The organism is Mesorhizobium sp. WSM3864 (assembly GCF_002294955.1).
Classification (GTDB): Bacteria; Pseudomonadota; Alphaproteobacteria; order Rhizobiales; family Rhizobiaceae; genus Mesorhizobium.
This window is the reverse complement of sequence record NZ_NSGD01000001.1, coordinates 77,164-102,196: the sequence shown is the minus strand read 5'-3', so window position 1 is coordinate 102,196 and position 25,033 is coordinate 77,164. Positions and strand designations below refer to the sequence as shown.

Genomic DNA, 25,033 nt, shown 5'->3' with positions numbered 1-25,033 from the left:
CCGAGCGGCAATTGCCTGAGCGCCTGTCGCCGCTTGAACCGGTCTATCATCCAGGCTCGCACGGCAATTTCGAGCATGGCGTTGACGTTATCCTGTCCGAAACGCGGCCGGGCTCGATCCTGCAGCTCGCAGCATGGCCGGGCGAGGAGAAGCGGCTGATGTCCGGCATATACAAGGTGACAGGCCTTGCCCTGCCGGATGGAGCCGGCGGCGGCGTCGTCAACGGCGCGAAAGCCGCGTTCGGATTCGCGCCGGGCAAATTCACGGTGGTTGACGAGGCCGAGGGCTTGGCTTCCGCGTTCACGGGCCTCATCACGCCCTCCATCGGCACGATTACCGATCTCTCGCATGGCCGTACCGCGATTCGCATTTCTGGGCCAAAAGCGGAGTGGGTGATGGCGAAATTCTTCGCTATCGACTTCGCCTTGCCGGCCTTCCCGCTCGGAGCCGGCCGCTCGACCAACCACCACGATGTCTTTGCACAGATCCAGCGCACCGGTGGCGACCAATTCGACATCTATGTGTTCCGCTCCTTCGCGCGCTCCTTTTGGAAGGCCTTGTGCCACGCGAGCGAGGAAGTCGGCTACGAGGTGCACTGAGCGCAATTGCAGGAAACTGCGTGGCGGTTTTCCCTGCCGACTTGCCTCTGAGCAGGCCGCACTCGGGGATTGGTTGGGCCGGCGCGTGGCACTATCGACGGCCACAACTGCCGCTTGAGCCTTGGGCCAGCGAAGACGATAGATAAGGAAACGCGGGCTCTCGGAGCCTCAGGCAACCAGTTCGACAACATCCTTCCATGACCGCAGAGACTACGGCGACAGCCACGACCCGCTTTGCTCCGGCGGGCGACCCGTCGCTGCTGTTGCCGGCGACCGTCGCCTGCGGCGTGTTCATGACCAGCCTCGACCAGAATGTCATTGTGACCGCGCTGCCCGGCATCGGCGAAAGCCTGAGCCGCCCGCCGAGCCAGCTCGGGCTTTTGATCACCGTCTATGTCGCGAGCCTCATCGTCACGATGCCGCTCGGCGGCTGGCTGGCCGACCGCTTCGGCCTGCGCAACGTCTATTGCTTTGCGCTGATCGTCTTCGCCAGCGCTTCGGCGCTCTGCGGCCTGTCGGAAAACATCTGGATGCTTGTCGGCTCGCGCGCGCTGCAGGGCTTCGGCGGTGCGCTGATGGGCACTCTCGGCCAGGTCGTGATCCTGTCGAGCTTTCCGCGCGACCGCACGCTCAGGATCAACATGTATATTTCGCTCGCCGGCCAGTCCGGCCCGCTGGTCGGGCCCCTCGTCGGTGGCGCGCTGACCACTTACGTCTCGTGGCGCTGGATCTTCTACATCAACATACCGATCGCGCTGACGGCCGCGTTGCTCGCGGCCTCGCTGTTCCCCACGACCACCAAGCCGGTCCGCACGCCCTTCGATTTTCCCGGCTTCCTGCTAGTCGGCGGCGGCATGGCGCTGCTCGTCTTCGGCATGGATTCGCTTGCCGCGAAGGACGCCGCCGCCAGCATTATCGGCGTCGAGCTTGGCCTGGCAATCGCCATCCTCACCGTCGCCGCCTTCTATTGTCTGCGGACCCGAAACCCTTTGCTCGACCTCAATCTGCTGCGTATCCGCACCTTCCGCATCAGCTTTCTGACCGGCGGCGGGCTCGACACGATAGGGCTAAGCTCCGTTGTCTTCCTGCTGCCGCTGATGTTCCAGCTCGGCTTCGGTATGAGCGCGGTGCAGGCCGGATCGCTGACCTTCGTCGCGGCGATCGGCTCGCTGCTTATGCGCTTCTTCATGCCGCGCATCTTGAACCGCTTCGGCTTCAAGCGGGTTCTGATCGTCAACACGCCGATCGCCGCCCTGCTGGTCGCAGGTTTTGCCTTGATGCAGGAAAGCACGCCTACCTGGATCGTGCTTGCCTACATCTTCGCCTTCGGCCTTTTCCGTTCGGTGCAGTGGGCCTCGACCGGCAACCTCGCCTACTCGGACATCGCGCCCGAGCAGCTCTCGCGCTTCAGCGCCCTGTACTACATCCTTTGGCAGCTGGCGGTGGCGATCAGCGTCGGTCTGGCCGCTGCGATGCTCTCGCTGCTCGCCGGCGGCGGCCAGGCGAGCGTCAACGACTACCGGCTCCTGTTCGTTGTCGAAGGCTTGATCACGCTTTGCGCGCTGCTCGCCTATTTCAGGCTCACCCCGCAGGACGGTGCCCATGTCAGCGGCCATGGCGGGCATATCAGCACGGATTAGCACATCGGGCTGCGATCCGCGCCGGAGCTACTTCGCGAACGTCACCCAGTCTTCGAGCGGCGCGCGGTCGGTGCGGAATTCGTTCTCGGGCTTGGACGTGTCCTCATAGCCAAGCGCCATACCGCAGACCACGATCTCCTCGTCTGGTATGTCGAGCACCGGGCGGATCTGCCGGTGATAGGGCGCGAAAGCCGCCTGCGGGCAGGTATGCAGGCCCCTGCCCCGTGCCGCGACCATGATGTTCTGCAGAAACATGCCGTAGTCGATCCACGAGCCCTTGTTCAGCCGCCGGTCGACCGTGAAGATCAGGCCGACGGGCGCGTCGAAGAAGACGAAGTTGCGGTCGTGCTGCGCCCGCATCCTGTCGACTTCGCGCCGGCCGATGCCGATCGCGCCGTAGAGGCCGAAACCGTTGGCGCGACGCCGGCTGAGATAGGGCTCGAAGAACTGGTCGGGATAGTAACGGTACTCGTCCCATTCGGCCTTTTCGGCGCGGATGCCCGAATTGAGGATGGCGTCGCTGATGCGCTGCTTCACCTCGCCCTTGGTCACATAGACGCGCCAGGGCTGCATGTTGGTGCCCGAGGGTGCCCTTGCCGCGACCGTCAGGATGGCGCGGATTGTGCTGTCGTCGACCATGTCGGGCAAAAACGCGCGTACCGACCGGCGCGACATGATCGCCTCATCGACGATCGCTGCGTCGAGCGCGCTCCGGTTATTCTTCTCCAGCATGGGCCGTCCCTTCACGCATGGCTGGATCCGGCAACCCGATTCCCGCAACGACCATAGGCAGACACAAATAACTAACTGGTCCTCGACCGGACGCCCCACTCGCCATTCGATGGCGAGGCTTTGCATCAACCGCCAAAATGGCGCAAGCAAATCTTGCGTCGCATGAAAATTCACTTGATTTTTTCATGCACTTGCTTTCTCATGAAATTTGAGCAGATTTTTTCACGAGGGGCGGGTGACCTCGACCGCCATCAGATCGGAGCAGGACAATGGCGAGCGGCTGCTGGCCGGCGACATCCGTGCGCTGCGCAAGGCCCGCGGGTTGACGCTTGCCGAGATTGCTCTGAAGCTCGACCGCTCGGTAGGCTGGGTCAGCCAGGTCGAGCGCGGCTTGTCGATCCCTTCGCTTGGTGACCTGCGGGCCTTCGCCGAACTCTTCGGCGTGCCGCTCAGCCTGTTCTTCAGTCATGATGTGCCTGCCGAAGAGGAGCGCGGCGTGGTTGTGCGCGCCGGCAGCCGCCGCTCGCTTGGTACAAGCGAATCGGGCCTCGTGGAGGAGCTTCTGTCGCCCGATCTTGGCGGTAGCTTCGAGATGCTGCGCTCGGTCTTCGCGCCGGGCGCGGAACTGAAAACCGAAGCACGCCGTCCGACCGAGGAAGCGGGCTACGTCGCGTCGGGCACTTTCGAGCTCGAGATCGGCGGCGTCTGGCATCGGCTCAGCGAAGGCGACTCGTTCCGCTTCGAAGGCAAGCCGTTCCGCTGGCGCAATCCTGGCGCCGAGCCGGCGGTCGTCATCTGGGTGGTTTCGCCACCGGTGTACTGAACCAATGCATGCCGCCCAAAACTGTGCAGCGGTTTTTGGGACAAGGCCTGCATAAACAAAGAATCAAAAGCGCGTCCTGACGCGCTTTGGACGTTGGAGGAGAACATGGCCGGTTTGCCGACCACGGCACGCGTGGTGATCATCGGAGGCGGTGTCGTTGGCGCCTCCTCACTTTACCACCTTTGCAAGGCGGGCTGGACCGACTGCGTGCTCTTGGAAAAGAACGAGCTGACCTCCGGCTCAACTTGGCACGCGGCCGGCAACGTGCCGACCTTCTCGTCGTCCTGGTCGCTGATGAACATGCAGCGCTATTCTACCGAGCTCTACCGGGGCCTCGCCGACGCGGTCGACTATCCGATGAACTACCATGTCACCGGCTCGTTGCGGCTCGCCCACACCAAGGAGCGCATGCAGGAGTTCCAGCGCGCCAAAGGCATGGGCCGCTATCAAGGCATGGACATCGACGTCGTCGGCCTCGACGAGATCAAGCGCCGTTACCCCTTCATCGAGACGCATGAGCTGAAAGGCGCGCTCTACGACCCGAGCGACGGCGACATCGATCCCGCGCAATTGACGCAGGCGCTTGCCAAGGGTGCGCGCGACATGGGCGCGAAAATCATCCGCTTCTGCCCGGTCACCGGCGTTCGCCGCGAAAACGGCGAATGGGTGGTGGCGACGCCGCAGGGCGAGATCCGCTGCGAGATCGTGATCAATGCCGCCGGCTATCGCGCCGCCGAAGTTGGAAAAATGTTCGGCCGCGAAGTGCCGATGATGGTGATGAGCCATCAATATATCCTGTTCGAGGAAATCCCCGAGCTGGCCGCATGGACCAAGGAACAGGGCAAGAAACTGCCGCTGCTGCGCGACGTCGACACCTCCTACTACCTGCGCCAGGAAAAGACCGGCATGAATCTCGGTCCCTATGAGCGCAATTGCCGCGCGCATTGGGTCGGCCACAACGATCCGATGCCGGAGGATTTTTCCTTCCAGCTTTTCCCGGACGATCTCGACCGTCTCGAGCATTACCTTGCCGACGCCGTTGCCCGTGTGCCGATCCTCGGCACCGCAGGCCTTTCCAAGGTGATCAACGGGCCGATCCCTTATGCGCCGGACGGCAATCCACTGATCGGTCCGATGCCCGGCGTGCCGAACGCTTTCGAGGCCTGCGTCTTCACCTTCGGCATTGCGCAAGGTGGCGGCGCCGGCAAGGTGCTGGCCGAATGGGTGACCGAGGGCCAGACCGAATGGGACATGTGGTCCTGCGATCCGCGCCGCTTCACCGCCTTTGCTTCGGCACCCGACTATTGCGTTGCCAAGGGCATGGAGATCTACGGCAACGAATACGCCATCCAGTTCCCGCGCCACGCCTGGCCGGCCGGCCGCGACCGCAAGCACTCGCCGCTGCATGAGCGCGTCAAAGCGCAGGGTGGCCAGTTCGACGCTTATAATGGCTGGGAACGCGCCACTTGGTATGCGCAACCGGGCGACGACATTTCGGAAGAATCAACGCTGACTTTCCGCCGCGACGGGCCATGGCAGCAGCGCGTTCGCGAGGAATGCCTGGCTGTGCGCGACGCAGCCGGCATCCTCGACCTGCCCGGCTTCTCGCGTTTCAACCTCGAAGGTCCGGGCGCCGCCGAATGGCTGGCCCTGCAGGTCACCGGCCTCGTGCCGAAGCCCGGCCGCATCGGCCTGGTTTATTTCGCGGACGATAAGGGCCGCATCGTTACCGAAATGTCGGTCGTGCGCCATGGCGAGGACCAGATGACGCTAATCACCGCGGCCGTCGCGCAGTGGCATGACTTCGAATGGTTGAAGTCGCGCATGCCGGCCGATGCGGCCTTCAGGCTGACCGATCGCACGGAGGAATACTCAACCCAGATTCTCGCCGGCCCGAACTCGCGCGCTATCCTTGCTGACGTCTGCGACGCCGATCTCTCCCTGCCTTGGCTGACGGATCAGGAGACGACCATCGCCGGCCGCTGGGCGAAGCTAGTGCGCGTCTCCTTCGCCGGCGAGCTCGGTTGGGAGATCCACACCAAGGTCGCGGACACGGCTACCGTCTTCGACGCGGTCTGGGCCGCCGGCCAGAGGCATGGCCTAAAGCCCTTCGGCATGTACGCGCTGGATTCGCTTCGGCTGGAAAAAGGCTACCGCGCCTGGAAAGGCGACCTCTCGACCGACTATTCGATCCTGCAGGGCGGGCTCGAACGCTTCGTCAAATGGGACAAGCCCGACTTCCGCGGCAAGGCGGCGCTGCTCAACGAAAGGCAGCAGGGCGTGAAGAAGCGCTTCGTCACGCTGGTCGTAGAAAACCCCGGCGATTGCGACGCGCCCTATATGTCGACGCTCTGGCATGACGGCAAGATTGTCGGCGAGACGACGTCGGGCGGCTGGGGCCATCGCGTCGACAAGTCGATCGCGCTCGGCATGCTGCGTTCCGACCTGACCGAGCCCGGCACGGCGGTCGAGGTCGAAATCTTCGGCGACCGTTTCAAGGCGGTGGTGCAGAAGGACGAGCCGCTGTGGGATCCGAAGAACGAAAGGTTGAGAGCATGACATCCGTCATTCTTACCGATGGCGGCATGGGCCAGGAGTTGGTCCGTCGCAGTCAGTCCGAACCGACGCCTTTGTGGTCGGCCAGAGTGCTGATCGACGAACCGGAACTGGTGCGCGACCTGCATGCGGAATTCATCCGTGCCGGCGCTCGCGTCATCACCATCAACACCTATTCGGCCACGCCCGAGCGCCTGGCGCGCGAGGGCGCGGAAGAGCTGTTTAAGCCTCTGCAGAAGCGCGGCATCGAGCTCGCCCGGCAGGCGCGCGACGAAGCGGGTGAAGCCGCCATCGCCGGCTGCCTCTCGCCTCTGTTCGGCAGCTACGCGCCGGCGCTGACCATCTCCTTCGAGGAGACGCTCGGCATCTACCGCCGCATCGTCGCCGAACAGGCAGAAGGCGTCGATCTATTCCTGTGCGAGACCATGGCTTCCGCCGACGAGGCCCGCGCGGCGGTCACCGCGGCATGCGAGAGCGGCAAGCCGGTCTGGATTTCCTGGACGCTCGCCGACCACGGCACGCCCCGCCTGCGCAGCGGCGAGAGCATTGCCGCCGCGGCTAGCGCCCTCGGCGATCTGCCGGTGGCGGCACGGCTGCTCAACTGCTGCCGGCCCGAAGCCATTGCCGCCGCATTGCCGGAGCTGCTGGCCCTCGGCGGTCCGGTTGGCGCCTATGCCAATGGCTTCACCTCGGTCGAGGCGCTCAAGCATGGCGGCACGGTCAACGTGCTGCACGCGCGCCATGATCTCGATCCGCACGCCTATGCCGACCAGGCGATGGGCTGGGTCGAGGCTGGCGCCAGCATTGTAGGCGGCTGTTGTGAAGTCGGGCCGGCTCACATCGCTGCGCTACGCGACCGGCTCATCCAGGCCGGCCATCACATCTCGGGAGTAGCCTGATGCCAAAACCATCAAAGCGCATTACCGGCATCGTGCCATCGGGCAAAGACGGCTGGGAAGTCCATTTCGCCGCCTGGACCCGCAGGGCAGCCGGCGAGGACATCATCGTGCTCTCGGTCGGCGACCATGATTTCGACACGCCGTCGCAAACGATCGAGGCCTGCGTCAACGCCGTCCGCGGCAGCAACCACCACTACACGCCGCTTCCCGGCCTGCCGCGCCTGCGCAAGGCGATGGCGGCGGCCTCCTCCGCCTGCACCGGCGTCCTGACGGAGCCCGACGAGGTCATCGCCACGGCCGGCGGTCAGGGCGCGCTCTACGCCGCCGTGCAGGGCGTGCTCGACCCCGGCGATCACGCGATCGTCGTCGCGCCTTATTATGCCACCTACCCCAACACCTTCAGCGCCGCCGGCGCCAGCTTCACCGTGGTCGAGACGCCGGCCGAGGACGGCTTCCAGCCGCGCGCCGATAGGATCCGCGCGGCGCTCAGGCCCAACACGCGCGCCATCCTGATCAACACCCCGAACAACCCGACAGGCGCAGTCTATTCGCGCGAACGGCTCGAGCAATTGGCCGAAATCTGCAAGGAGCACGATCTCTGGCTGCTATCCGACGAGGTCTACTGGACGCTCGGCGGCGGCGAGCACATCTCGCCGCGCTCGCTGCCCGGCATGTCCGAGCGCACGCTGGTCATCAATTCCATGTCGAAAAGCCACGGCATGACCGGCTGGCGCATGGGCTGGCTCACCGGCCCGAAGGCGATGATCGCGCTGATGACCGATCTCAACCTGGTGACCACCTACGGCCTGCCGGCCTTCATCTCGATCGCTTGCGCCGAGGCGCTCGAAAACCACTACGGCGTGGACGAAATAGCCGAGCGTTACGCCGGGCGCCGCGCCGTGTTCCTCGACGCCATTCGCGGCGCAAATGAAGTCACCGTGCGCGGCTCCGAAGGCGGCATGTATGTCATGCTCGACATATCGGCCATCGAGCCCGACGACGAGAAATTCGCCTGGGCGCTGCTCGACAAGGAGAAGATCGGCGTCATGCCCGGCTCGAGCTTCGGCGAGGCCGCCGCCGGTCACATCCGCATCAGCCTCTGCCAGCCTGAACCTGTCCTTCAGGAAGCAGCGCTTCGCGTGCGCCGCTTCGCTTCCGACTACCGCCGCGAGGCCGCATGACCAAAACCATTCCAACCAAAGCTCGCGCGGTCATTATCGGCGGCGGCGTCTCCGGCTGCTCGGTCGCCTATCATCTGGCCAAGCTCGGCTGGACCGACATCGTGCTGCTTGAGCGCAAGCAGCTCACGTCGGGCACGACCTGGCACGCCGCCGGCCTGATCGGCCAGTTGCGCGCCTCGCAGAACATGACCCGGCTGGCGAAATACTCGGCCGACCTCTACGTCAAGCTCGAGGCGGAGACCGACGTCGGCACCGGGATGCGCCAGGTCGGCTCGATCACCGTGGCGCTGACCGAGGAACGCAAGCATGAAATTTATAGGCAGGCTTCGCTAGCCCGCGCATTCGATGTCGACGTGCGCGAGATTTCGCCAACCGAAGTCAAGGAGATGTACCCGCATCTCAACGTCTCCGATGTGGTCGGCGCGGTACATTTGCCTCTCGACGGCCAGTGCGACCCGGCCAACATCGCCATGGCGCTGGCCAAGGGCGCGCGGCAACGCGGCGCGACGGTTATCGAAAACGTGAAGGTCACCAAGGTCCACACCCGGAACGGCCGCGTCTCCGCTGTCTCCTGGGCGCAGGGCGAGGACCAGGGCACGATCGAGACCGACATCGTCGTCAACTGCGCCGGTATGTGGGCGCGCGAGCTCGGCCGGCAGAACGGCGTCACCATCCCGCTGCACGCCTGCGAGCATTTCTACCTCGTCACCGAGCCGATCCCCGGCCTCACCCGCCTGCCGGTGCTGCGCGTGCCGGACGAGTGCGCCTACTACAAGGAAGACGCCGGCAAGATGATGCTCGGCGCCTTCGAGCCGGTGGCGAAACCCTGGGGCATGGACGGCATCCGCGAGGATTTCTGCTTCGACCAGTTGCCCGAGGACATGGACCATTTCGAGCCGATCCTCGAAATGGGCGTCAACCGTATGCCGATGCTGGGCACGGCCGGCATCCACACCTTCTTCAACGGCCCCGAGAGTTTTACTCCCGACGACCGCTACTATCTCGGCGAGGCGCCGGAACTCTCCGGCTACTGGATGGCGACCGGCTACAATTCGATCGGCATCGTTTCCTCCGGCGGGGCCGGCATGGCCCTGGCGCAGTGGATCAACGACGGTGAGGCGCCCTTCGATCTCTGGGAGGTCGACATCCGCCGCGCCCAGCCCTTCCAGAAGAACCGTCGCTACCTCAAGGAACGCGTCTCCGAAACGCTCGGCCTGCTCTACGCCGATCATTTCCCCTACCGCCAGATGGCTACCTCGCGCGGCGTGCGCCGCTCGCCTCTGCACGAGCATTTGAAGGCCCGTGGCGCCGTCTTCGGCGAAGTCGCCGGATGGGAGCGCGCCAACTGGTTTGCCCGCGAAGGACAGGAGCGCGAATACCGCTATTCCTGGAAGCGGCAGAACTGGTTCGACAACCAGCGCGAGGAACACCTCGCCGTGCGCAACGGCGTCGGCCTGTTCGACATGACCTCGTTCGGCAAGATCCGCGTTGAAGGCCGCGACGCTTGGGCCTTCCTGCAGCGGCTCTGCGCCAACGACATGGACGTCGAACCGGGCAAGATCGTCTACACGCAGATGCTCAACGCCAAAGGCGGCATCGAGAGCGACCTCACCGTGACGCGGCTGTCCGAGACCGCCTATTTCCTCGTCGTGCCGGGCGCCACCTTGCAGCGTGACCTCGCCTGGCTGAGGCGGCACGTCGCCGACGAATTCGTCGTCATTACCGACGTAACCGCTGCCGAAGCCGTCATCTGCCTGATGGGCCCCGATTCGCGAAAGCTGATCCAGAAGGTGAGCCCCAACGATTTTTCCAACCAGGCCAATCCGTTCGGCACTTGCCAGGAAATCGAGATCGGCATGGGGCTGGCCCGTGCCCATCGCGTTACCTATGTCGGCGAGCTCGGCTGGGAACTCTATGTCTCGACCGATCAGGCCGCCCATGTCTTCGAGGCGATCATTGAAGCCGGCGCCGATGTCGGGCTGAAGCTCTGCGGCCTGCATACTCTGGATTCCTGCCGCATCGAAAAGGCCTTCCGCCATTTCGGCCACGACATCACCGACGAGGACCATGTGCTGGAGGCAGGCCTTGGCTTCGCGGTGAAGACGGCCAAGAGCGACTTCATCGGCCGTGACGCGGTGCTCAGGAAGAAGGAAGCAGGTCTCAACCGCAGGCTGGTGCAGTTCCGCCTCAAGGACCCGCAGCCGCTGTTATTCCACAACGAGGCGATCCTGCGCGACGGCATGATCGTCGGTCCGATCACCTCGGGCAATTACGGCCACCATCTCGGCGGCGCGATCGGGCTCGGTTATGTGCCCTGCGAGGGCGAGAGCGAGGCGGATGTGCTGGGCTCATCCTACGAGGTCGAGATCGCTGGCGAACGCTTCGCCGCGGAAGCATCGTTGAGGCCAATGTACGACCCGAAGGCTGAACGGGTGCGCATGTAGCACAGTGTTCCCTTCTCCCCGTTCAACGGGGAGAAGGTGCCCGAAGGGCGGATCAGGGGCAGAGCCACGCCTTTGCAAGTTGGCGCCGCCCCTCATCTGGCTGCCGCCATCTTCTCCCCGTTGAACGGCGAGAAGAGAGCTATCCTCAAAAGCTTTCCAGCCTCGCCCTTACTTTCGCCAGAAACGCCGTCCGGCTCTTCGGCGTTGAGGAATCCATCAGGTAGTGCGCCAGGAAGAATGTCTTGCAGCGGGGGGCGCAGATGGCGCGCATGCCGCGCAGGATCGTCTTGCGGCCGGGCTGGCCGACAACGACGCTCCACCAGGTCGGCGCGCCACAGGTGGTGATGACGCCGACCTTGGTCACATGGGTCATCAGCGATTGGATCCGGCCTCTGCCGCGCGGCAGCTTGAAGGCGATGTCGGTCGCCCACACGCGATCGAACCAGCCCTTCAGCATCGCCGGCAATCCGTACCACCAGGTGGGGTAGATGAAGAGGATCGCCTCGGCCCATTGCAGATGCTCGAAATGCGGCCTGAGCGCGGGATCCTCAGGCGCGCGCTCGTTGTAGGACCGCCGCTCTTCGCAGCTCATTACCGGATTGAACTTTTCGGCATAGAGATCGAGCAGCCTTACGTCCCAGCCTCGTCTCGTCAGCACCTCTATCGCCATGTCGCGGATCGCGGCGCAATAGCTCTCCGGCACCGGATGGCAATAGACCACCAGCACGCGCATCAGAATTGATCCATGCTGGCGGCCACCTTCGCCATGAAGGCCTTGCGCGTCTGATCCGTCGAAAGGTTCATCGAATAGTGTGCGAGGTAAGAGACGGAGGCGCCTGGCTTGATGGTGGCCCGCAGCGTGCGCTTCACCATTTTGCGCGGCGGATCGCCCATCAGCATGGCGCGAAAACGACTGCCGCCGTAGGTGGTGATGGCCGCGAGCTTGCGGACGTTGTGCAGCGTCGGCCGAACCTTGCCGTCGACCAGCTTGAACGATACGCCGGGCAGGAAGACGCGGTCGAAGAAGCCCTTCAGGATCGCCGGATAGCCGTAATTCCAGACCGGAAACGACAGCACCAACGCTTCCGCCTTCTGAAGCCTTGCGATGTAACCGGCGACCGCCTCGTTCGGCCCGCGCTGATCGTGGTAGCCGAGCCGCTCTGCGCGCGTCATCCGCGGATCGAAATCCTCGGCATAGAGGTCGCAGTCGTCGATCGTGTGGCCCGCCGCGCCGAGCCGCTCGACGATCGTCCGATGCAGTCCGGCGTTGAAGCTGGTCTCCACCGGATGTGCGTAGAGCACGAGGACGTTCACGGGAGTGGATCCCGCAGGTCAGCTCGACAAACCCCTGTTGTCCCATGCCACATCTCCTCCCTTGTGGGGGAGATGTCGCCAAAGGCGACAGGCCAGAGGAGGGTGCAGCGCCAGGCGCTCATCGCGATCACCTCGCCCTTTGCAGCCCCTTGAACAGGAACGGCTTGCCGGAGCGATAGTCATAGCCCGGATTCTCCCAGGCAATCATCTTGCCGGGGTTGAGCAGCCCTTGCGGGTCGGTCTCGCGCTTGAAGGCAAGCTGAACCTCGTCGGTCTGCTTCATGCCGCCCTCTTCCAGCGTGTAGCGATGCGGGTTGAAGATCCAGCAGCCATTGTCCTCGTGGATACGGATGATCTCGTCGAGCCTTTCTTCCGTGGTGAAACGGACCAGCGGCAGCCCGGCGGCGCCGATCGCGCCGTCGAAGCGGATGAATTCGAGATGGGCCGGCACCTCGTCGCCGAAACGGTCGACCATCGCCTTGACGTGCGCGAGATGGTCCGGCGACGGATAGCGCGCCTGCAGATAGGTGATCGTCGGATCGACCCTGATGGCGCGCAGCGTCGTGTGGTTCCAGGTCAGCTCGTAGGCCGGCGGCAATCCCTTGAGGTCGGTCTCCTGGTCGGCCCGGAAGACGATTTCGCCTTTGCTGGCCCGGACGAACGCGAGGAACCCATCCATCGCGTGCGGCGCGATCATGCACACCACGATGCTCTGCTCGCGCCGGAAGAACTTCTGGTGTCGCTTGAAATAATCGTAAGGAATGGGTGCCGCGATCGGCGTGATCAGCTTCGCCAATATGCCGTCCTGCTCGGCGAGGTCGTTGCCGAAGCCCGCTGCACCCATGAAATCGTCGAAGCCGACGATGACATCGACCCAATCGTAGGACGCCGTCAGCGGCATCTCAACCTCGGTGATGATGCCGTTGGTGCCATAGGCATGCATCACCTTGAGCACGTCCTCGCCCGAGAGGTCCATGACGCGCGGCTCCGCCTCCATCGTCACGGTCCGCAGCCGGATCACATTGCCGAGATCGCGCAATCCGCCCCAGCGGATCGAGCCGACGCCGCCAGAGCCGCCTGCGACGAAGCCGCCGATGGAGGCAGTGTTGTAGGTGGAGGGCGACATGCGCAGTTCCTGCGCGGAATGCGCCCGCGCGGCGCGATCGATGTCGGCCAGAACCGCTCCGGGCCCGGTCACCACGCGGCCCGGCGCGATCGCCTTCACTTCATTCATTTCGGCGAGGTTGAGCACCACGCCGCCCGACAGCGGCATCGCCTGTCCGTAATTCCCGGTGCCGCTGCCGCGCGGTGTGACTGGAACGTCGTGCCGGTGGCAGGCGGCCAAAACGCGGATCACCTCGTCCTCGTTCTTCGGCGTCACGATCAGGTCGCCGGTGACATGGTCGAGCTGTTGTTTGAGGACGGGGCTGTACCAGTAGAAGTCGCGGCTCTTCTGCTGGACGATGGCCGGATGGTCGTCGATCTTGAGGCCTTCGAGATCGCGCTTCAGCGCTGCGATATCCATCATCACACCATCAATTCGTCGAGTTCAGCATAGTCGGGCAGCCGGCGCTCGATCGCCCTGCCCTCGCGCACCACGATGCGATCCGATTCGGGCCGCGACAGCAATTCGGTCCAGCTGCGTCCCTTGAAGACGATGAAGTCGGCGCTGCCGCCGGCGGCGAGAGTGCCGACACCTTCCAGCCGCATCACCTCGGCCGGCGTCGCCGCTATCGCTTTCGGCCAGTCACCGACAGGGTGGTCGAGGTGCAGGATCCGTGTCGCCATGCGGTATACCTCCAGCATATCGAGGTCGCCATAGGCGTAGAACGGGTCGCGCGTGTTGTCGGAAGCAACCGCCACCTTGATGCCGCGTGCCTTCATCTCGTGCAGCAGCGTCACGCCGCGCCAGCGGGGCGTCGTGCAGTTGTTGCGCCGGTCCTGCAGATAGAGGTTGCACATCGGCAGCGACACGACCGCCAGTCCGGCCTTCGCCACCTTGTCCAGCGTGTCGAGAACTTCGAGGTCGGGCTGGCGCGCCAGCGAGCAGCAATGGCCGATCAGGATGTTGCCGTCAAAACTGTTCCACAGCGAAGCCTCGGCGATCTTCTTCAGCGAGATCGCCGTGACATCGTCGGTCTCGTCGGCATGGAAATCGAGGTCCAGCCCATGCTTGATGGCTTCAGCGAACACCTTGTCGAGCAGTTCCTCGAGGTCGGGCACCATGTAAGTGACAACGCCGAGCACGCCCTTGGCCGCGGCGACGCGTTTTGCCAGACGCTCGAACCAGGCCTTGTCGCGCACGCCTTCGATGCCAAGCAGACAGGCGGCCTGCAGCTCGATCCGGCCTCGCCATTTTTCCCGCATCGTCTCGAACACCGGCCAGGAAATTTCCTCCTGCGGCGCCACGCTGTCGAGATGCGTGCGCAAGGCCTTGGTACCGTGCGCGTAAGCTGAGCGCAGCGAGAAATCCATGCGCCTCGCCACGTCCTCCGCGGTCCAGCGAGCGGCGCGGTCGGCGCCAGTTGCGTTGAGCGCGCCCATGAATGTGCCGTCGGGATTTGGCTTGCGCGGCCAGATATGGCCCTTGTCGATATGCGTATGGCAGTCGACGAAGCAGGGCAGCACGATGCGGCCGCCAAGGTCGATTGCGTCGAATGGCGGCTCGGCTTTGCCGTGCGCAATGATGCTAGCAATCTTGCCGTCGGCGACGGCAATGTCGGCAAGCGCAAAACCATCGGCATCGAAGGCTGCGGCAAGGCCCGGCGTCAGCGATTGATGAACGCGGACGTTGGCGAGCTGGTAACGACCAGAGGCTGGGATCAACATTCAGGCACCCTAGCGCTCCTGCTTCAGCGCGCTCTCGTGCCAGCGGCGCAGGATGAGATGCGACACCAGCGACAGCACCAGGAAGATCAGGATGCCGGTGAGCGAGATCAGGATCAGCGCCGCGAACAGCCTGGGAGCATTGAGCCGGTAGCCCGCCTCGATGATGCGCGAGGCAAGCCCGGACGATTGCCCCTGCGCGCCGGCGACGAACTCGGCCACCACGGCGCCGATCAGCGACAGGCCGCCGGCGATCTTCAGCCCGCCGAGGAAATAGGGCATCGCCGCCGGCAGGCGCAGATAGCGCAATTGCTGCCAGCGGGTTGCTCCGTTGAGCTTGAACAAATCGCGCAGGTTGCGGTCGACCGAGTTCAGCCCGAGCGTGGTGTTGGAGAGGATCGGGAAGAAGGCGACGATCCAGGCACAGAGCAGGAGCTTGGTCGTCTGGTTGTTGATGTAGATGTTGATCAGCGGGAAGATCGCCACGATCGGCGTCACCTGCAGCACGATGGCGAAGGGGAAGAACGACATCTCCACCCATTTCGACTGCGCGAACAGCACCGCCAGCCCGACGCCGCCGATGACGGCAAGCAGCAGGCTGAGGAAGGTGATCCTGAGCGTCACCAGCAGCGAAGAGAACAACAGCCCGGCGTCGTCATGCAGCGTCTGCAGGACCACGCCCGGGCGCGGCAGGATGTATTGCGGGATCCCGTTCCAGATGCAGATGCGATCCCACAGCCAGATCGCAAGCACCATGATCGCCAGCGGCAGTACCCATTTGCCGATCCGCTCCAGCCGCTCCTGGCGGACGCGGCGCGCCTCTTCCGGGTCGAGCTTCAGGGCATTGTCTTCAATGGCCGTCATGATGAGGTCCGGCGGTTGAGTTGATGGCATTGACCAGCACGTCCGAGGCCTGCCGGCAGAGCGCCGCATAGTCGGGCGAGGTCCGGAATGCCTCGTCGCGAGGATAAGGCGCTTCGATTGCAAGCTCGCCGTGGACGCGGCCCGGTCGTGCCGCCATGACGACGACACGGCTGGAGAGGAACACGCTTTCGAAGACACTGTGGGTGACGAAGACGACGGTAAACCGCTCGTCCTGCCAAAGCTCGAGAAGATCGTTGTTGAGCTTGAAGCGGGTAATCTCGTCGAGCGCCGCGAAGGGCTCGTCCATCAGAAGAATGCGCGGCTTGGTCACCATAGCCCGTGCGATCGAGACACGCATCTTCATGCCGCCGGAAAGCTCGCGCGGCACGGCATTCTCGAAACCGGTGAGGTGCACGCGCGACAGCATTTCCATCACCGCGGGCTTGGCCTCCGGGCGCGATACGCCTTTCAGCCTGAGCGGCAGCCAGACATTGTCGAAGACGCTGGCCCATGGCAGCAGCGTCGGCTCCTGGAAGACGAAGCCGATATTCAAGCGGTCGATTGAGCCGCGCCAGTCGAGTTGACCGGAGGTCGGCGTCGACAGGCCGGCGATCAACCTGAGCGCCGTCGACTTGCCGCAGCCCGAGGGCCCGAGCAGGCTTAGGAAATCGCCTTCGCGGATCGCCAGGTCGACCTTGCTCAGCGCCGTGACGCCGTTGGAAAAGACCTTGCCGACATTGCGTAAGGAAAGCAGCATCGGGCTCTCACCCGATGCCGTTGCCTGCGCCACTTTCTCCTGGATCATCTCAGGCAGGCCGCCTTACTTCTTCAGCTCCCGCCCGACCCCCTTGTTGATGAAGGCGAGCGTATAGGCCTTCTTGATGTCGATGCCCGGCTGCGCGACCTTGGCCTTGACCATCTTGTCGTAGAAGCTCTGGATGCGCGCTTCCGTCATGCCGCCGATGCCGAGCTTTTCCGTATCGCCGGAATCGACAATGCCGAACTTCTTCAGCTGTTCGATCGAGAAGGCGATCTGCTCATCCGTCATGTCCGGATTGTCCTTCTTGATCATCTCGTTGGCGGCCTTGTTGTCGCCGTAGAGGTAGTTGTACCAGCCCTTGGCCGAGCCATCGACGAAGCACTGCACCACCTCCGGCCGCTTGTCGATGGTGTCCTGCATCACCTCAATGGTCGTAGCATAAGTATCCCAGCCATTGTCGGCGAGCAGGAACTGGTTCGGCACGAAGCCGCCCTGTTTCTGCACCGCGAAGGGCTCCGACGTGACATAGCCCTGCTGGATCGACTTCTTGTTGGCGATGAAGGGCGCCGGATTGAAGGTGTATGGCACGCGCTTGGCGGCATCGAAGCCGAGATCGGTCACCATCCACTGGAAGAAGGTCTGCGCGCCCTCGTCGCCGAGGATATACTGGTCGGCGTTCTTCAGGTCCTCCCACTTGTCCAGCCCTTCGCCCGGATGGGACATGATGACCTGCGGGTCCTTCTGGAAGTCGGCGGCGACGACGCGCATCGGGATGCCCTGCTGCACGGCGTCGAAAGCCGAGAGCAGGTTACCGCCCATGTAGAAATCGATCTTGCCGGCCAGCAGCATCGGCCGGCCGCTGACCTGCGGGCCGCCCTGCATGATGGTGACGTCGAGGCCGCAGGCGGCGTAGGTGCCGTCGGCGATCGCCTGGTAGTAGCCGCCATGTTCCGGCTCGGCCAGCCAGTTGGTGCCAAAGGTGACCTTCTCGTTGGCCGCAGCGCCCAGCGTGCTGGCCGCAAGCAGCGCGATCGCACCCGCCAGGATTTTTTCTTTTCCGTACATAAACATCACCCTCTCTTGGCTCCGGCGCGCTGCGCGCTGGGCTCCACTCCATTGGTTCAAGAAGCAAGACACATGCCACCGCCTTGGGCCGCCTGCTTGCGCGGCAGTCATTGCCGAGACCGGACGGGTCATGCTGTACAAATGGCATCGTGCCCATTTTTTGGACGCCTGTCCATAATCGGCCCGGCGGCATGCACCGCATCTTGAAGCTTTCATGAATCCGGCCTTAGTCTGCCTGCCGACAGGAGAATGCCATGCTCAATTATCTCGCCCCCAAGTCGATCAAGCCGCCCTTTGCCCGTTATAGCCATGGCGTTGAAATTCCAGCGGGAAAGCGCCTTGTGCTATGTTCGGGTCAGTTGGGCATCGCGCCGGATGACGCCGTCCCGGAGGATGCCGGCGCGCAAACCGAGCTTTGCTTCAAGAACATTGCCGCAATATTAAGCGAAGCCGGGCTGACGCTGAACGATGTCGTGCGCATCAACGCCTTCGTCACCGATCGCGCGCACCTGCAAGCCTATATGGACGTTCGCAATCGCCTGTTTTCCGATCCGGCGCCCGCTTCGACGCTGATGATCGTTTCAGGTTTTGCCCGCCCGGAATTCAAGGTCGAGGTGGAGGTTCTGGCAGCAGGCTAGCTGTTGCCCGGAATGGCCAGGCGCTTTAGACCTTCGGGCCGAACAGCAGACCATCGGGAGACGACAGTGACGACAAGACGTGTGTGGTGGGGCGACTATCGGACGACCGAATACGCCTCGATCGACGCGGAAGCGACGATTGCCGTTCTGCCGGTGGCGGCGATCGAGCAGCATGGCCCTCACCTTCCGGTCTCGACCGACACCTCGATCATGATGGGCATGCTGGAGACGGTGATTGCGCGCCTGCCCGACCACCTCGACATCCGCATCCTGCCGGTGCAGGCGGTGGGCAAGTCGAACGAGCATCTGCATGCGCCGGGAACGCTTACCTTGCCGGCCACCACCTTGGTCGACGCCTGGACCGAGCTTGGCCTCTCGGTCGCCCGCGCTGGGGTCAGAAAGTTGATCGTCGTCAACTCGCATGGCGGCAACGAGGAGATCATGGGCATTGTCACGCGCGAATTGCGCGTGCGCGCAAAGATGCTGGCGGTGAAGACGAGCTGGCAGCGCTTCGGCCGTCCCTCCGGCATGTATACCGAGCTCGAGGACCGTCACGGCATCCATGGCGGCGATGTCGAGACCTCGCTGATGCTGCATTTCCGGCCAGATCTCGTCGATATGGGCAAGGCCGACAACTTCGTCTCCAATGTCGGTCGCGCTGAAAAGGAATTCGCCCTGCTGCGGCACACCGGAACGCACGCCTTCGCCTGGATCGCCAGCGACCTCAATCCGAACGGCGTGGTCGGCGACGCCAGCATCGCCACCGCCGAAAAAGGCCGGCTCACCGCCGAGCATCAGGCCGATGGCTTCATCAGCCTGGCCAGGGATGTGCGTAAGGCGAGGCTTGCCGACTGGCTGGCGTAGCGGAACAGTGCGAGCTCAATCTCTAATGATGAGTTCGAACGGAATCCCTTCAAAGGCATCTGCACCGCGCCCGATTGCTTCGACCGCCGCGATCATCCGGCCTTCTCGCCCAAGCAACATATCCGCAACGGCAATCAGCCTTGGATTGGGCGTCGCTGACGGCGAGAGAAAGCGCAGCGTCTTCGCCAGCTCCGCCTCGTCGCGTTTGGGCGCCAGTGCCGCCGCGATAATATAGGCCGATGCCGTCGAGCGGCTGATACCGGCATAGCAGTGCACGACCATCGGTTTGGCCCTGTCCCAGCGATAGGCGAAGTCGAGCAGCGCGCGCACATGCTCCTCGCCCGGCATGGTCATGCCTTCCTGCGCGGCGACGATGTCGTGCATGACGAGATGCAGATGGTTTTCGGCCAGTATCGAGGCCGGACGGACCATCTCGGTACCGTCAGCGAGCAGCGACAGCAAGCGCTCCGCGCCGGTTCTCGCAACGGTCTCCTCCACCTTCGACAGCGAACAGACATGGATCATCGTCAGCACTCCTTCGGCGCATCGTCGCGCCGCGAGGCCCACGCTGCAAGCGCGCTCTCCAGCCGCTGCCACTCCTCTTCGCTGCCGGGCAGACCGACGCGCAAGACCTGCGGTCGATCGGCAAAATGACGGACCAGGATACCGCGTTCGCCAAGAGCGGAGAACAGGGAGGCAGCATCAGAGAAAGACAAATAGCGGAACAAACTGGTGCCGCCGGCGACCGCGATACCGAATCGGCTGAGCAGCGCGTCGAGGCGCTTGGCATCGGCTGCCAGGCTCTGTCGCATGTCATCCTGCCACTCGGCGTCCGCCAATGCGCGGATTCCGTATTCAAGTGCAGGACCGGCGACAGCCCATGGTCCAAGCTGCGCCTCCAGCCGCTCGGCGGTCAGTTGGTCGGCCAGCGCGAAACCAAGCCTGACGCCGGCAAGGCCGAAGAATTTGCCGAAGGAGCGCAGCACTACGATGCCGCCTTCGCCCACATCGCCGGCCAGGCTGTGTTCAATCGGGCCGACATCCATGAAGGCTTCGTCGACCACCAGCAGGCCGCCCTTCGCGCGAAGCCGCGCAGCAAGGCCGACCAGGCGGTGCCTTTCGATCACTCGCCCATCCGGATTGTTCGGGTTGACCAGCACCGCAAGGTCAGCGTCCGCCAAGGCGTCGAAGTCGCCCACCTCCACAACCGCATGGCCTGCAATCGCGGCCACCCTGGCATGCTCGGCATAAGTTGGACCCAGCACCAGTGCCTTGCCGGGCCTCACCAGCGAAGCGACCCGCGGCAACAGGATCTGCGTGCCGGGCGCGGCCACGACATGCGCCGCCGACCGCGCGCCATACGCCTTGGCCGCAATTTCGGCCAATTCGCGCAGTCGTCCTGGCTCGGGCAATCGTGACAGGGCGGTGGCGGGCAGATCGAAAAGCGGATAGGAGTGCGGATTGATACCTGTCGAGAGGTCAAGGAAAGGCTGCGGCGCATGAGGAAAGAGAGCGCTTGCCCGGCCAAGGCTGCCGCCGTGATCAACCGCTGCAACCGCTCCGCTTAGAAGCTTCATGTCGATCCTGATCGCTTTCCTGTCACTCGCCATCGAACGTGCCCTTGGCTATCCGGACTGGCTGTTCAACGCCATCGGTCATCCGGTAACCTGGATCGGCAGGCTGATATCCTTTCTCGATCGCAGGCTCAACCACGCCACCGATTCCGACGAATTGCGTCGCCGCCGCGGCGTCCAGGCGCTTCTGGTCATCCTGCTGGTGCCGGCGGCCATCGGCCTGACGCTGCATGTCCTGCTCTGGCTGATCTTTCCGTCCGGCCTGGTCATCGCGGCCATTCTCAGCTCCTCGCTTCTGTCGCAGAAGAGCCTCGCCGAGCATGTCGAGGATGTCGCCGATGCGCTGGAGACCGGTGGCCTGACGCTCGGCCGCATCGCCGTTTCGCGCATCGTCGGCCGCGATCCGGACAAGCTCGACAGGGCGGGCGTTGCCCGCGCCGCGATCGAAAGCCTGGCCGAGAATTTCTCCGATGGCATCGTCGCGCCCGCCATATGGACCGGTGTCGGTGGTTTGGCCGGGGGTGCTGCGTACAAGGCCGCCAACACTGCCGATTCGATGATCGGCCACCGCACGCCGAAATACCAGGCCTTCGGCCGGGCGGCCGCTCGCTTCGACGACCTGGTCAACCTGCCGGCATCGCGGCTCACCGGCCTGCTGATTGTGCTGGCGGCCTTCATCGTCAAGGGCGCCGACCCCCGCAACGCCTGGCAGGTCATGCGGCGTGACGCGAAGAAGCACCGTTCGCCCAATGCCGGCTGGCCGGAAGCCGCCATGGCCGGCGCGCTGGGGCTCGCCCTGGCCGGACCGCGCAGTTATGGCGGCGAGGTCGTCGAGGATGCCTTCATGGGCGAAGGCGGCAGGCGCGAGGCCGAAAGCACCGACATAAGGCAGGCGCTGGAACTCTATCGTGTCGCCGACGGGCTGCTGATCGGCCTGTTCGCGATTCTGTCGGCGACGGTGATCTACCTGACCATTTTGATCGGCGGCTAAGGCGCCTCAGAATTCAATCCCCTGCTGCGCCTTCACGCCGGCCGCAAAATGGTGCTTGGTCTGCCCCATCTCGGTGACGAGATCGGCCGCCTCGACCAGCAGCGGCTTGGCATTGCGGCCGGTGACGACGACATGCAAGCCCTCGCGACGCGCCTTCAGCGCCGCGACCACCTTTTCCAGCTCGAGATAATCGTAGCGCAGAGCGATGTTGAGCTCGTCGAGGACCACGAGGCTGATTGACGGGTCGGCAATCAGCTCGAGCGCCCTCGCCCAGGCAGCCTCGGCGGCGGCAATGTCGCGCTTCAGGTCCTGCGTCTCCCAGGTGAAGCCCTCGCCCATCGCGTGCCAGACGACGCGATCGCCAAAGGCGGCGAAGGCATCCTTCTCGCCCGTGTGCCATTTGCCTTTGATGAACTGGACGACGCCGACGCGCTTGCCGTAGCCGAGCATCCTCAGCGCCAGGCCGAACGCAGCCGTGGTCTTGCCCTTGCCCGGCCCCGTATTGACGATCAGCAGTCCCTTCTCGATCGTCTTGCCGGCCACCTCGGCATCCTGCACCGCCTTGCGCTTGGCCATCTTGGCTCGATGGCGTTCGGCATCCTTGTCGTCGATGATCGTGTCTTTGATCTCGCCCATGTCACTTCACCTTGAGCGGCAGCCCCGCCACCATCATCAGCACGCTGTCGGCGACAGCCGCGACCTGCTGGTTGAGCCGCCCGGCGGCGTCGCGGAACCGGCGCGCCAGCGCATTGTCCGGCACGATGCCGAGCCCGACTTCGTTGGACACCACAAACCACGGTCCGCGCGGCTGCGAAAGCACATCCGAGAGCCGCCGGCACTCGGCCTCGATATCGTGGTCCGCCAGCATATGATTGCTCAGCCACAATGTCAGGCAATCGATAAGCACCGGCTGGTGATCGGGCAAGGCGTCGAGCGCGCCGACCAGGTCGAGCGGCGCATCGACGGTGACCCAGCCTTTGCCGCGGCGCGAGCGATGCAGCGCGATGCGCTCGCGCATCTCCTCGTCATAGGCCTGCGCGGTGGCGATATAGGCCCAAGGCGACGGGCTTGCCGCCACCAGGCACTCGGCATGCGCGCTCTTGCCGGAGCGCGCACCGCCGATGATGAAGGTCAGATGGCCGTCCGCACGATCAGGCAAAGCTGTCGCGCAGGCTGGTCGATGTACCGGTGAAGCGCCCGCGCACCACACCGACGGCCGCACCGAGCACCAGCCAGAAGACCAGATCGGTGAGGGTCACCGCCACCACGAACTGATGGTGCAGCCCCTCGGGAATCGCCGTCTCGAAGCTGACGGGCTGCGGCGCGCCGACTACGTGCGGAGCGACGATCAGCACGACCGCCAGAATTGCCAAGGGCAGCGACTTGCGAAAGGCGATCAATCCAAGGCCGACCGCGGTTGCGGCCACCGTCGAAATCCACCAGATCTGGCGCGGCAGAAGTTCCGCCGCCGGCATGGCCGGCAGTTCCGGCGGCAGGCCGAGGCCGGGCGCGAGCGTGAAAACCGCAAAACCGGCAAGGCCCCAGAACACGCCCTGGCGCCAGCTGCCGATGCCACCGGCGAATTCCGACACCGCGACCAGGATCAGTGCGAAGCCGATGCCGGTGACGATGTTGGCGACAACGTTGAAGGCGAAGCGCTCGAAGCCGTCGGCCGGAGCCCAGCCCTCGTCCTCGGTCGGAGCCGCCGCTTCCGTCGACGCAGGAACGGCGCTGCTCATCGCATTGCCCGCCGGTTCGGCCGAGCTCATGGCAGTGCTAGTTCCAGTGTTGGCGGCATGGTCGTGGTGATGACCGCCGCCCGCCTTTTCATAGACTTCCGCTTTGAGGATCAGCGGCACGGTCGCATAGGCCTGCATGCAGGCAAGCGCGATGCCCGCCACGAGCCCTGCGATCGCCGCGACGAACACGACGTTGCGAAACAGATTCATGATATGGGGCCTTAGTCAGTGGCAGGGAAAAGCCATCGAGTGACGATAGTCGTGGGCAGCGTTGTGGACCGCATCGATGTGCGAGAAGCCGACAAAACCGACGACGAAAATGCCGAGCAGCGCGGCGAGAGCCAGCTGCATGATGCGCGACTGCGAGGAGACGGAGGCGCCGAGGGCGACGGAAGCGGTATTCATGTCTTGTCCTTTCGCCCTCCACCCGAGGGCATCGAAGTCAACTTTCCTGTCGCCGGCAGGTCTCCTGGCTCGCGGATTCGCACCCTTCCCCACCTTCCCGAGGACAAACCTCAGTGGTTCTATGGAGAGGACTACCGCACACAGTTGCGGGGGCAGCCACGGCTTAGGGCAAAGACTCCACCCTCACCGCATTCCCTCTTGGCTCCAAAAACGGAACCGACGACGCCATCGACTATAGGCAGAATCGTCGCGACCGGCAAACCAAATTCCGTCACGCCGCAGCGTGATTGCGGCACCGGTTTCGGACTAAGATCCGGCGATCCGCTCGGCAACGAGCTGCTGCAATCGCCACAAATGGCGGTCGTGAATACCGCGCTGTTCGAGGTTCTTCACGGTGTTGTAGAGATAGTCGGTGCCTGAACCCCAGTGGCCGCACGAGGTCGCCAGCCTTTCGACCACCTCGTCTTCGTTGAGTGGGCCGGCATAGGTCGTGCCTTTGCGATTGATAACGAAGGCAAGCGCTCTCAACGGTCCCTTGTCGGTTGCGAGTTGCAGCAGGCGAGGTCGGTAGCTGGTCGGCTTCAGCGTCATCTCGCGGCGAAAAAGCCTGTCCAACGCCTGCCGGCGGTCACCACCGTTCAGGCGGAAAGCAACACCCTTGCATTGGCCGCCACGATCCAGCGCCATCATCAGGCCGGGGCTTTGCTTGGTGCCGCGCCAGCGCGTCATCTTCATGCAGAAGGAGCGATGCCAGCCGCGTGCCACGGCGACGCGCTCCTCGACATGCTCAATCTCGGGCTTCCAGATCAGCGAGCCGTAGCCGAACAGCCAGAGAGGCTCGGTTGCAGGTAGCTCGGCCTCGAATGCATCCAGCATGGCTTCATAGTCGCTGTCCACGAGATGCTCGGCATCCGGGTCGGGCCCCGGGTCATCGACCGCGCGAAAACAGCGGGCGACCAGTTCCACGGTCAGCGACATCGTTCTTGCAGGCATACTTTGCAATCCTGGGCAGCCGGCGAAACCGCAGGCGATTACGAAGTGACCTTAAGGGCAGCACCCGGAAGCGACAATGGCCGCGCAATTGACAACGGTCCTGCCCGGGTGTCGGCTGTCATCAGC

The 25,033-nt window shown here is 64.1% G+C and carries 25 protein-coding genes and 1 riboswitch; of the genes, 10 read left to right on the top strand and 15 right to left on the bottom strand.

The window, feature by feature from the left end; genetic code table 11:
- Positions 1-11: 11 nt before the first annotated feature.
- Together CK215_RS00495 and CK215_RS00490 are read left to right on the top strand one after the other, a co-directional pair.
- Positions 12-599, top strand: a complete 588-nt coding sequence (locus tag CK215_RS00495) for a sarcosine oxidase subunit gamma (protein WP_095830140.1) — start codon at positions 12-14, stop codon at positions 597-599.
- A gap of 197 nt (positions 600-796) precedes the next feature.
- The gene (locus tag CK215_RS00490; protein WP_095829800.1) at positions 797-2,239 is read left to right on the top strand and encodes an MFS transporter; all 1,443 of its coding nucleotides are present in this window, start codon (positions 797-799) and stop codon (positions 2,237-2,239) included.
- Between the two features lie 27 nt (positions 2,240-2,266).
- Here CK215_RS00490 and CK215_RS00485 read toward each other — a convergent pair whose 3' ends face one another.
- Positions 2,267-2,971: a nitroreductase gene (locus CK215_RS00485; RefSeq protein WP_067329264.1), complete on the bottom strand. Its 705-nt coding sequence runs from the start codon at positions 2,969-2,971 to the stop codon at positions 2,267-2,269.
- A gap of 235 nt (positions 2,972-3,206) precedes the next feature.
- On the opposite strand from CK215_RS00485, the gene CK215_RS00480 reads away from it, so the two are divergent.
- The 5 genes from CK215_RS00480 to CK215_RS00460 all read left to right on the top strand — a co-directional run bounded on the left by CK215_RS00480 (position 3,207) and on the right by CK215_RS00460 (position 10,874).
- Positions 3,207-3,794 (top strand): XRE family transcriptional regulator, encoded by a 588-nt coding sequence (locus tag CK215_RS00480; RefSeq protein ID WP_170950187.1) that lies wholly within the window; start codon positions 3,207-3,209, stop codon positions 3,792-3,794.
- A gap of 105 nt (positions 3,795-3,899) precedes the next feature.
- Complete coding sequence (locus tag CK215_RS00475; RefSeq protein WP_095829799.1) at positions 3,900-6,353, top strand: FAD-dependent oxidoreductase; 2,454 nt, start codon at positions 3,900-3,902, stop codon at positions 6,351-6,353.
- Positions 6,350-7,249 carry a homocysteine S-methyltransferase family protein gene (locus CK215_RS00470; protein ID WP_095829798.1) on the top strand — a complete coding sequence of 300 codons (900 nt, stop codon included), beginning with the start codon at positions 6,350-6,352 and terminating at the stop codon, positions 7,247-7,249. Before CK215_RS00475 ends, CK215_RS00470 begins: the two co-directional genes overlap by 4 nt.
- Positions 7,249-8,430 (top strand): pyridoxal phosphate-dependent aminotransferase, encoded by a 1,182-nt coding sequence (locus tag CK215_RS00465; protein ID WP_066999602.1) that lies wholly within the window; start codon positions 7,249-7,251, stop codon positions 8,428-8,430. Before CK215_RS00470 ends, CK215_RS00465 begins: the two co-directional genes overlap by 1 nt.
- Positions 8,427-10,874: an FAD-dependent oxidoreductase gene (locus CK215_RS00460; RefSeq protein ID WP_095829797.1), complete on the top strand. Its 2,448-nt coding sequence runs from the start codon at positions 8,427-8,429 to the stop codon at positions 10,872-10,874. The genes CK215_RS00465 and CK215_RS00460 overlap by 4 nt, the downstream gene beginning before the upstream one ends.
- Before the next feature lie 145 nt (positions 10,875-11,019).
- Here CK215_RS00460 and CK215_RS00455 read toward each other — a convergent pair whose 3' ends face one another.
- The 7 genes from CK215_RS00455 to CK215_RS00425 form a co-directional block, all read right to left on the bottom strand.
- A complete protein-coding gene (locus tag CK215_RS00455) occupies positions 11,020-11,607 on the bottom strand; it encodes an NAD(P)H-dependent oxidoreductase (protein ID WP_095778509.1) in 588 nt (195 codons plus the stop codon).
- Positions 11,607-12,188, bottom strand: a complete 582-nt coding sequence (locus tag CK215_RS00450; RefSeq protein WP_095829796.1) for an NAD(P)H-dependent oxidoreductase — start codon at positions 12,186-12,188, stop codon at positions 11,607-11,609. Before CK215_RS00450 ends, CK215_RS00455 begins: the two co-directional genes overlap by 1 nt.
- Before the next feature lie 127 nt (positions 12,189-12,315).
- Positions 12,316-13,713, bottom strand: a complete 1,398-nt coding sequence (locus CK215_RS00445) for an FAD-binding oxidoreductase (RefSeq protein ID WP_095829795.1) — start codon at positions 13,711-13,713, stop codon at positions 12,316-12,318.
- A 2-nt stretch (positions 13,714-13,715) separates the two neighbouring features.
- Positions 13,716-15,014 carry a cytosine deaminase gene (locus tag CK215_RS00440; RefSeq protein ID WP_095830139.1) on the bottom strand — a complete coding sequence of 433 codons (1,299 nt, stop codon included), beginning with the start codon at positions 15,012-15,014 and terminating at the stop codon, positions 13,716-13,718.
- A gap of 12 nt (positions 15,015-15,026) precedes the next feature.
- Entirely contained in the window at positions 15,027-15,878 is an 852-nt protein-coding gene (locus CK215_RS00435; protein WP_066999589.1) for an ABC transporter permease, read from the bottom strand.
- Positions 15,865-16,683, bottom strand: a complete 819-nt coding sequence (locus CK215_RS00430) for an ABC transporter ATP-binding protein (RefSeq protein WP_066999585.1) — start codon at positions 16,681-16,683, stop codon at positions 15,865-15,867. The genes CK215_RS00435 and CK215_RS00430 overlap by 14 nt, the downstream gene beginning before the upstream one ends.
- A 15-nt stretch (positions 16,684-16,698) precedes the next feature.
- Entirely contained in the window at positions 16,699-17,703 is a 1,005-nt protein-coding gene (locus tag CK215_RS00425; RefSeq protein WP_095780826.1) for an ABC transporter substrate-binding protein, read from the bottom strand.
- Positions 17,704-17,957: 254 nt separating this feature from the next.
- On the opposite strand from CK215_RS00425, the gene CK215_RS00420 reads away from it, so the two are divergent.
- On the top strand, positions 17,958-18,341 hold the full coding sequence (locus CK215_RS00420; RefSeq protein ID WP_067329236.1) for a RidA family protein: 384 nt from the start codon (positions 17,958-17,960) through the stop codon (positions 18,339-18,341).
- Between the two features lie 66 nt (positions 18,342-18,407).
- Positions 18,408-19,205 carry a creatininase family protein gene (locus tag CK215_RS00415; RefSeq protein WP_095829794.1) on the top strand — a complete coding sequence of 266 codons (798 nt, stop codon included), beginning with the start codon at positions 18,408-18,410 and terminating at the stop codon, positions 19,203-19,205.
- A gap of 15 nt (positions 19,206-19,220) precedes the next feature.
- Here the strand turns inward: CK215_RS00415 and CK215_RS00410 are convergent, their stop codons facing one another.
- The gene (locus CK215_RS00410; protein WP_095829793.1) at positions 19,221-19,730 is read right to left on the bottom strand and encodes a tyrosine phosphatase family protein; all 510 of its coding nucleotides are present in this window, start codon (positions 19,728-19,730) and stop codon (positions 19,221-19,223) included.
- Positions 19,731-19,732: 2 nt separating this feature from the next.
- Complete coding sequence (gene cobD / locus CK215_RS00405; protein ID WP_095829792.1) at positions 19,733-20,782, bottom strand: threonine-phosphate decarboxylase CobD; 1,050 nt, start codon at positions 20,780-20,782, stop codon at positions 19,733-19,735.
- On the opposite strand from cobD, the gene cbiB reads away from it, so the two are divergent.
- Entirely contained in the window at positions 20,781-21,770 is a 990-nt protein-coding gene (cbiB, locus tag CK215_RS00400) for an adenosylcobinamide-phosphate synthase CbiB (RefSeq protein WP_095778517.1), read from the top strand. The genes cobD and cbiB overlap by 2 nt on opposite strands.
- A 6-nt stretch (positions 21,771-21,776) precedes the next feature.
- Here the strand turns inward: cbiB and cobO are convergent, their stop codons facing one another.
- The 5 genes from cobO to CK215_RS00375 form a co-directional block, all read right to left on the bottom strand.
- Complete coding sequence (cobO, locus tag CK215_RS00395; protein ID WP_095829791.1) at positions 21,777-22,406, bottom strand: cob(I)yrinic acid a,c-diamide adenosyltransferase; 630 nt, start codon at positions 22,404-22,406, stop codon at positions 21,777-21,779.
- 1 nt (position 22,407) lies between these two features.
- Complete coding sequence (gene cobU, locus CK215_RS00390; protein WP_095829790.1) at positions 22,408-22,929, bottom strand: bifunctional adenosylcobinamide kinase/adenosylcobinamide-phosphate guanylyltransferase; 522 nt, start codon at positions 22,927-22,929, stop codon at positions 22,408-22,410.
- The gene (locus CK215_RS00385; RefSeq protein ID WP_095829789.1) at positions 22,922-23,719 is read right to left on the bottom strand and encodes a CbtA family protein; all 798 of its coding nucleotides are present in this window, start codon (positions 23,717-23,719) and stop codon (positions 22,922-22,924) included. The genes cobU and CK215_RS00385 overlap by 8 nt, the downstream gene beginning before the upstream one ends.
- A gap of 15 nt (positions 23,720-23,734) precedes the next feature.
- A complete protein-coding gene (locus CK215_RS00380; RefSeq protein ID WP_066999556.1) occupies positions 23,735-23,914 on the bottom strand; it encodes a CbtB domain-containing protein in 180 nt (59 codons plus the stop codon).
- A 36-nt stretch (positions 23,915-23,950) separates the two neighbouring features.
- Positions 23,951-24,150, bottom strand: a riboswitch (cobalamin riboswitch).
- Positions 24,151-24,220: 70 nt separating this feature from the next.
- Positions 24,221-24,907: a gamma-glutamylcyclotransferase gene (locus tag CK215_RS00375; RefSeq protein ID WP_095829788.1), complete on the bottom strand. Its 687-nt coding sequence runs from the start codon at positions 24,905-24,907 to the stop codon at positions 24,221-24,223.
- Positions 24,908-25,033: the final 126 nt, after the last annotated feature.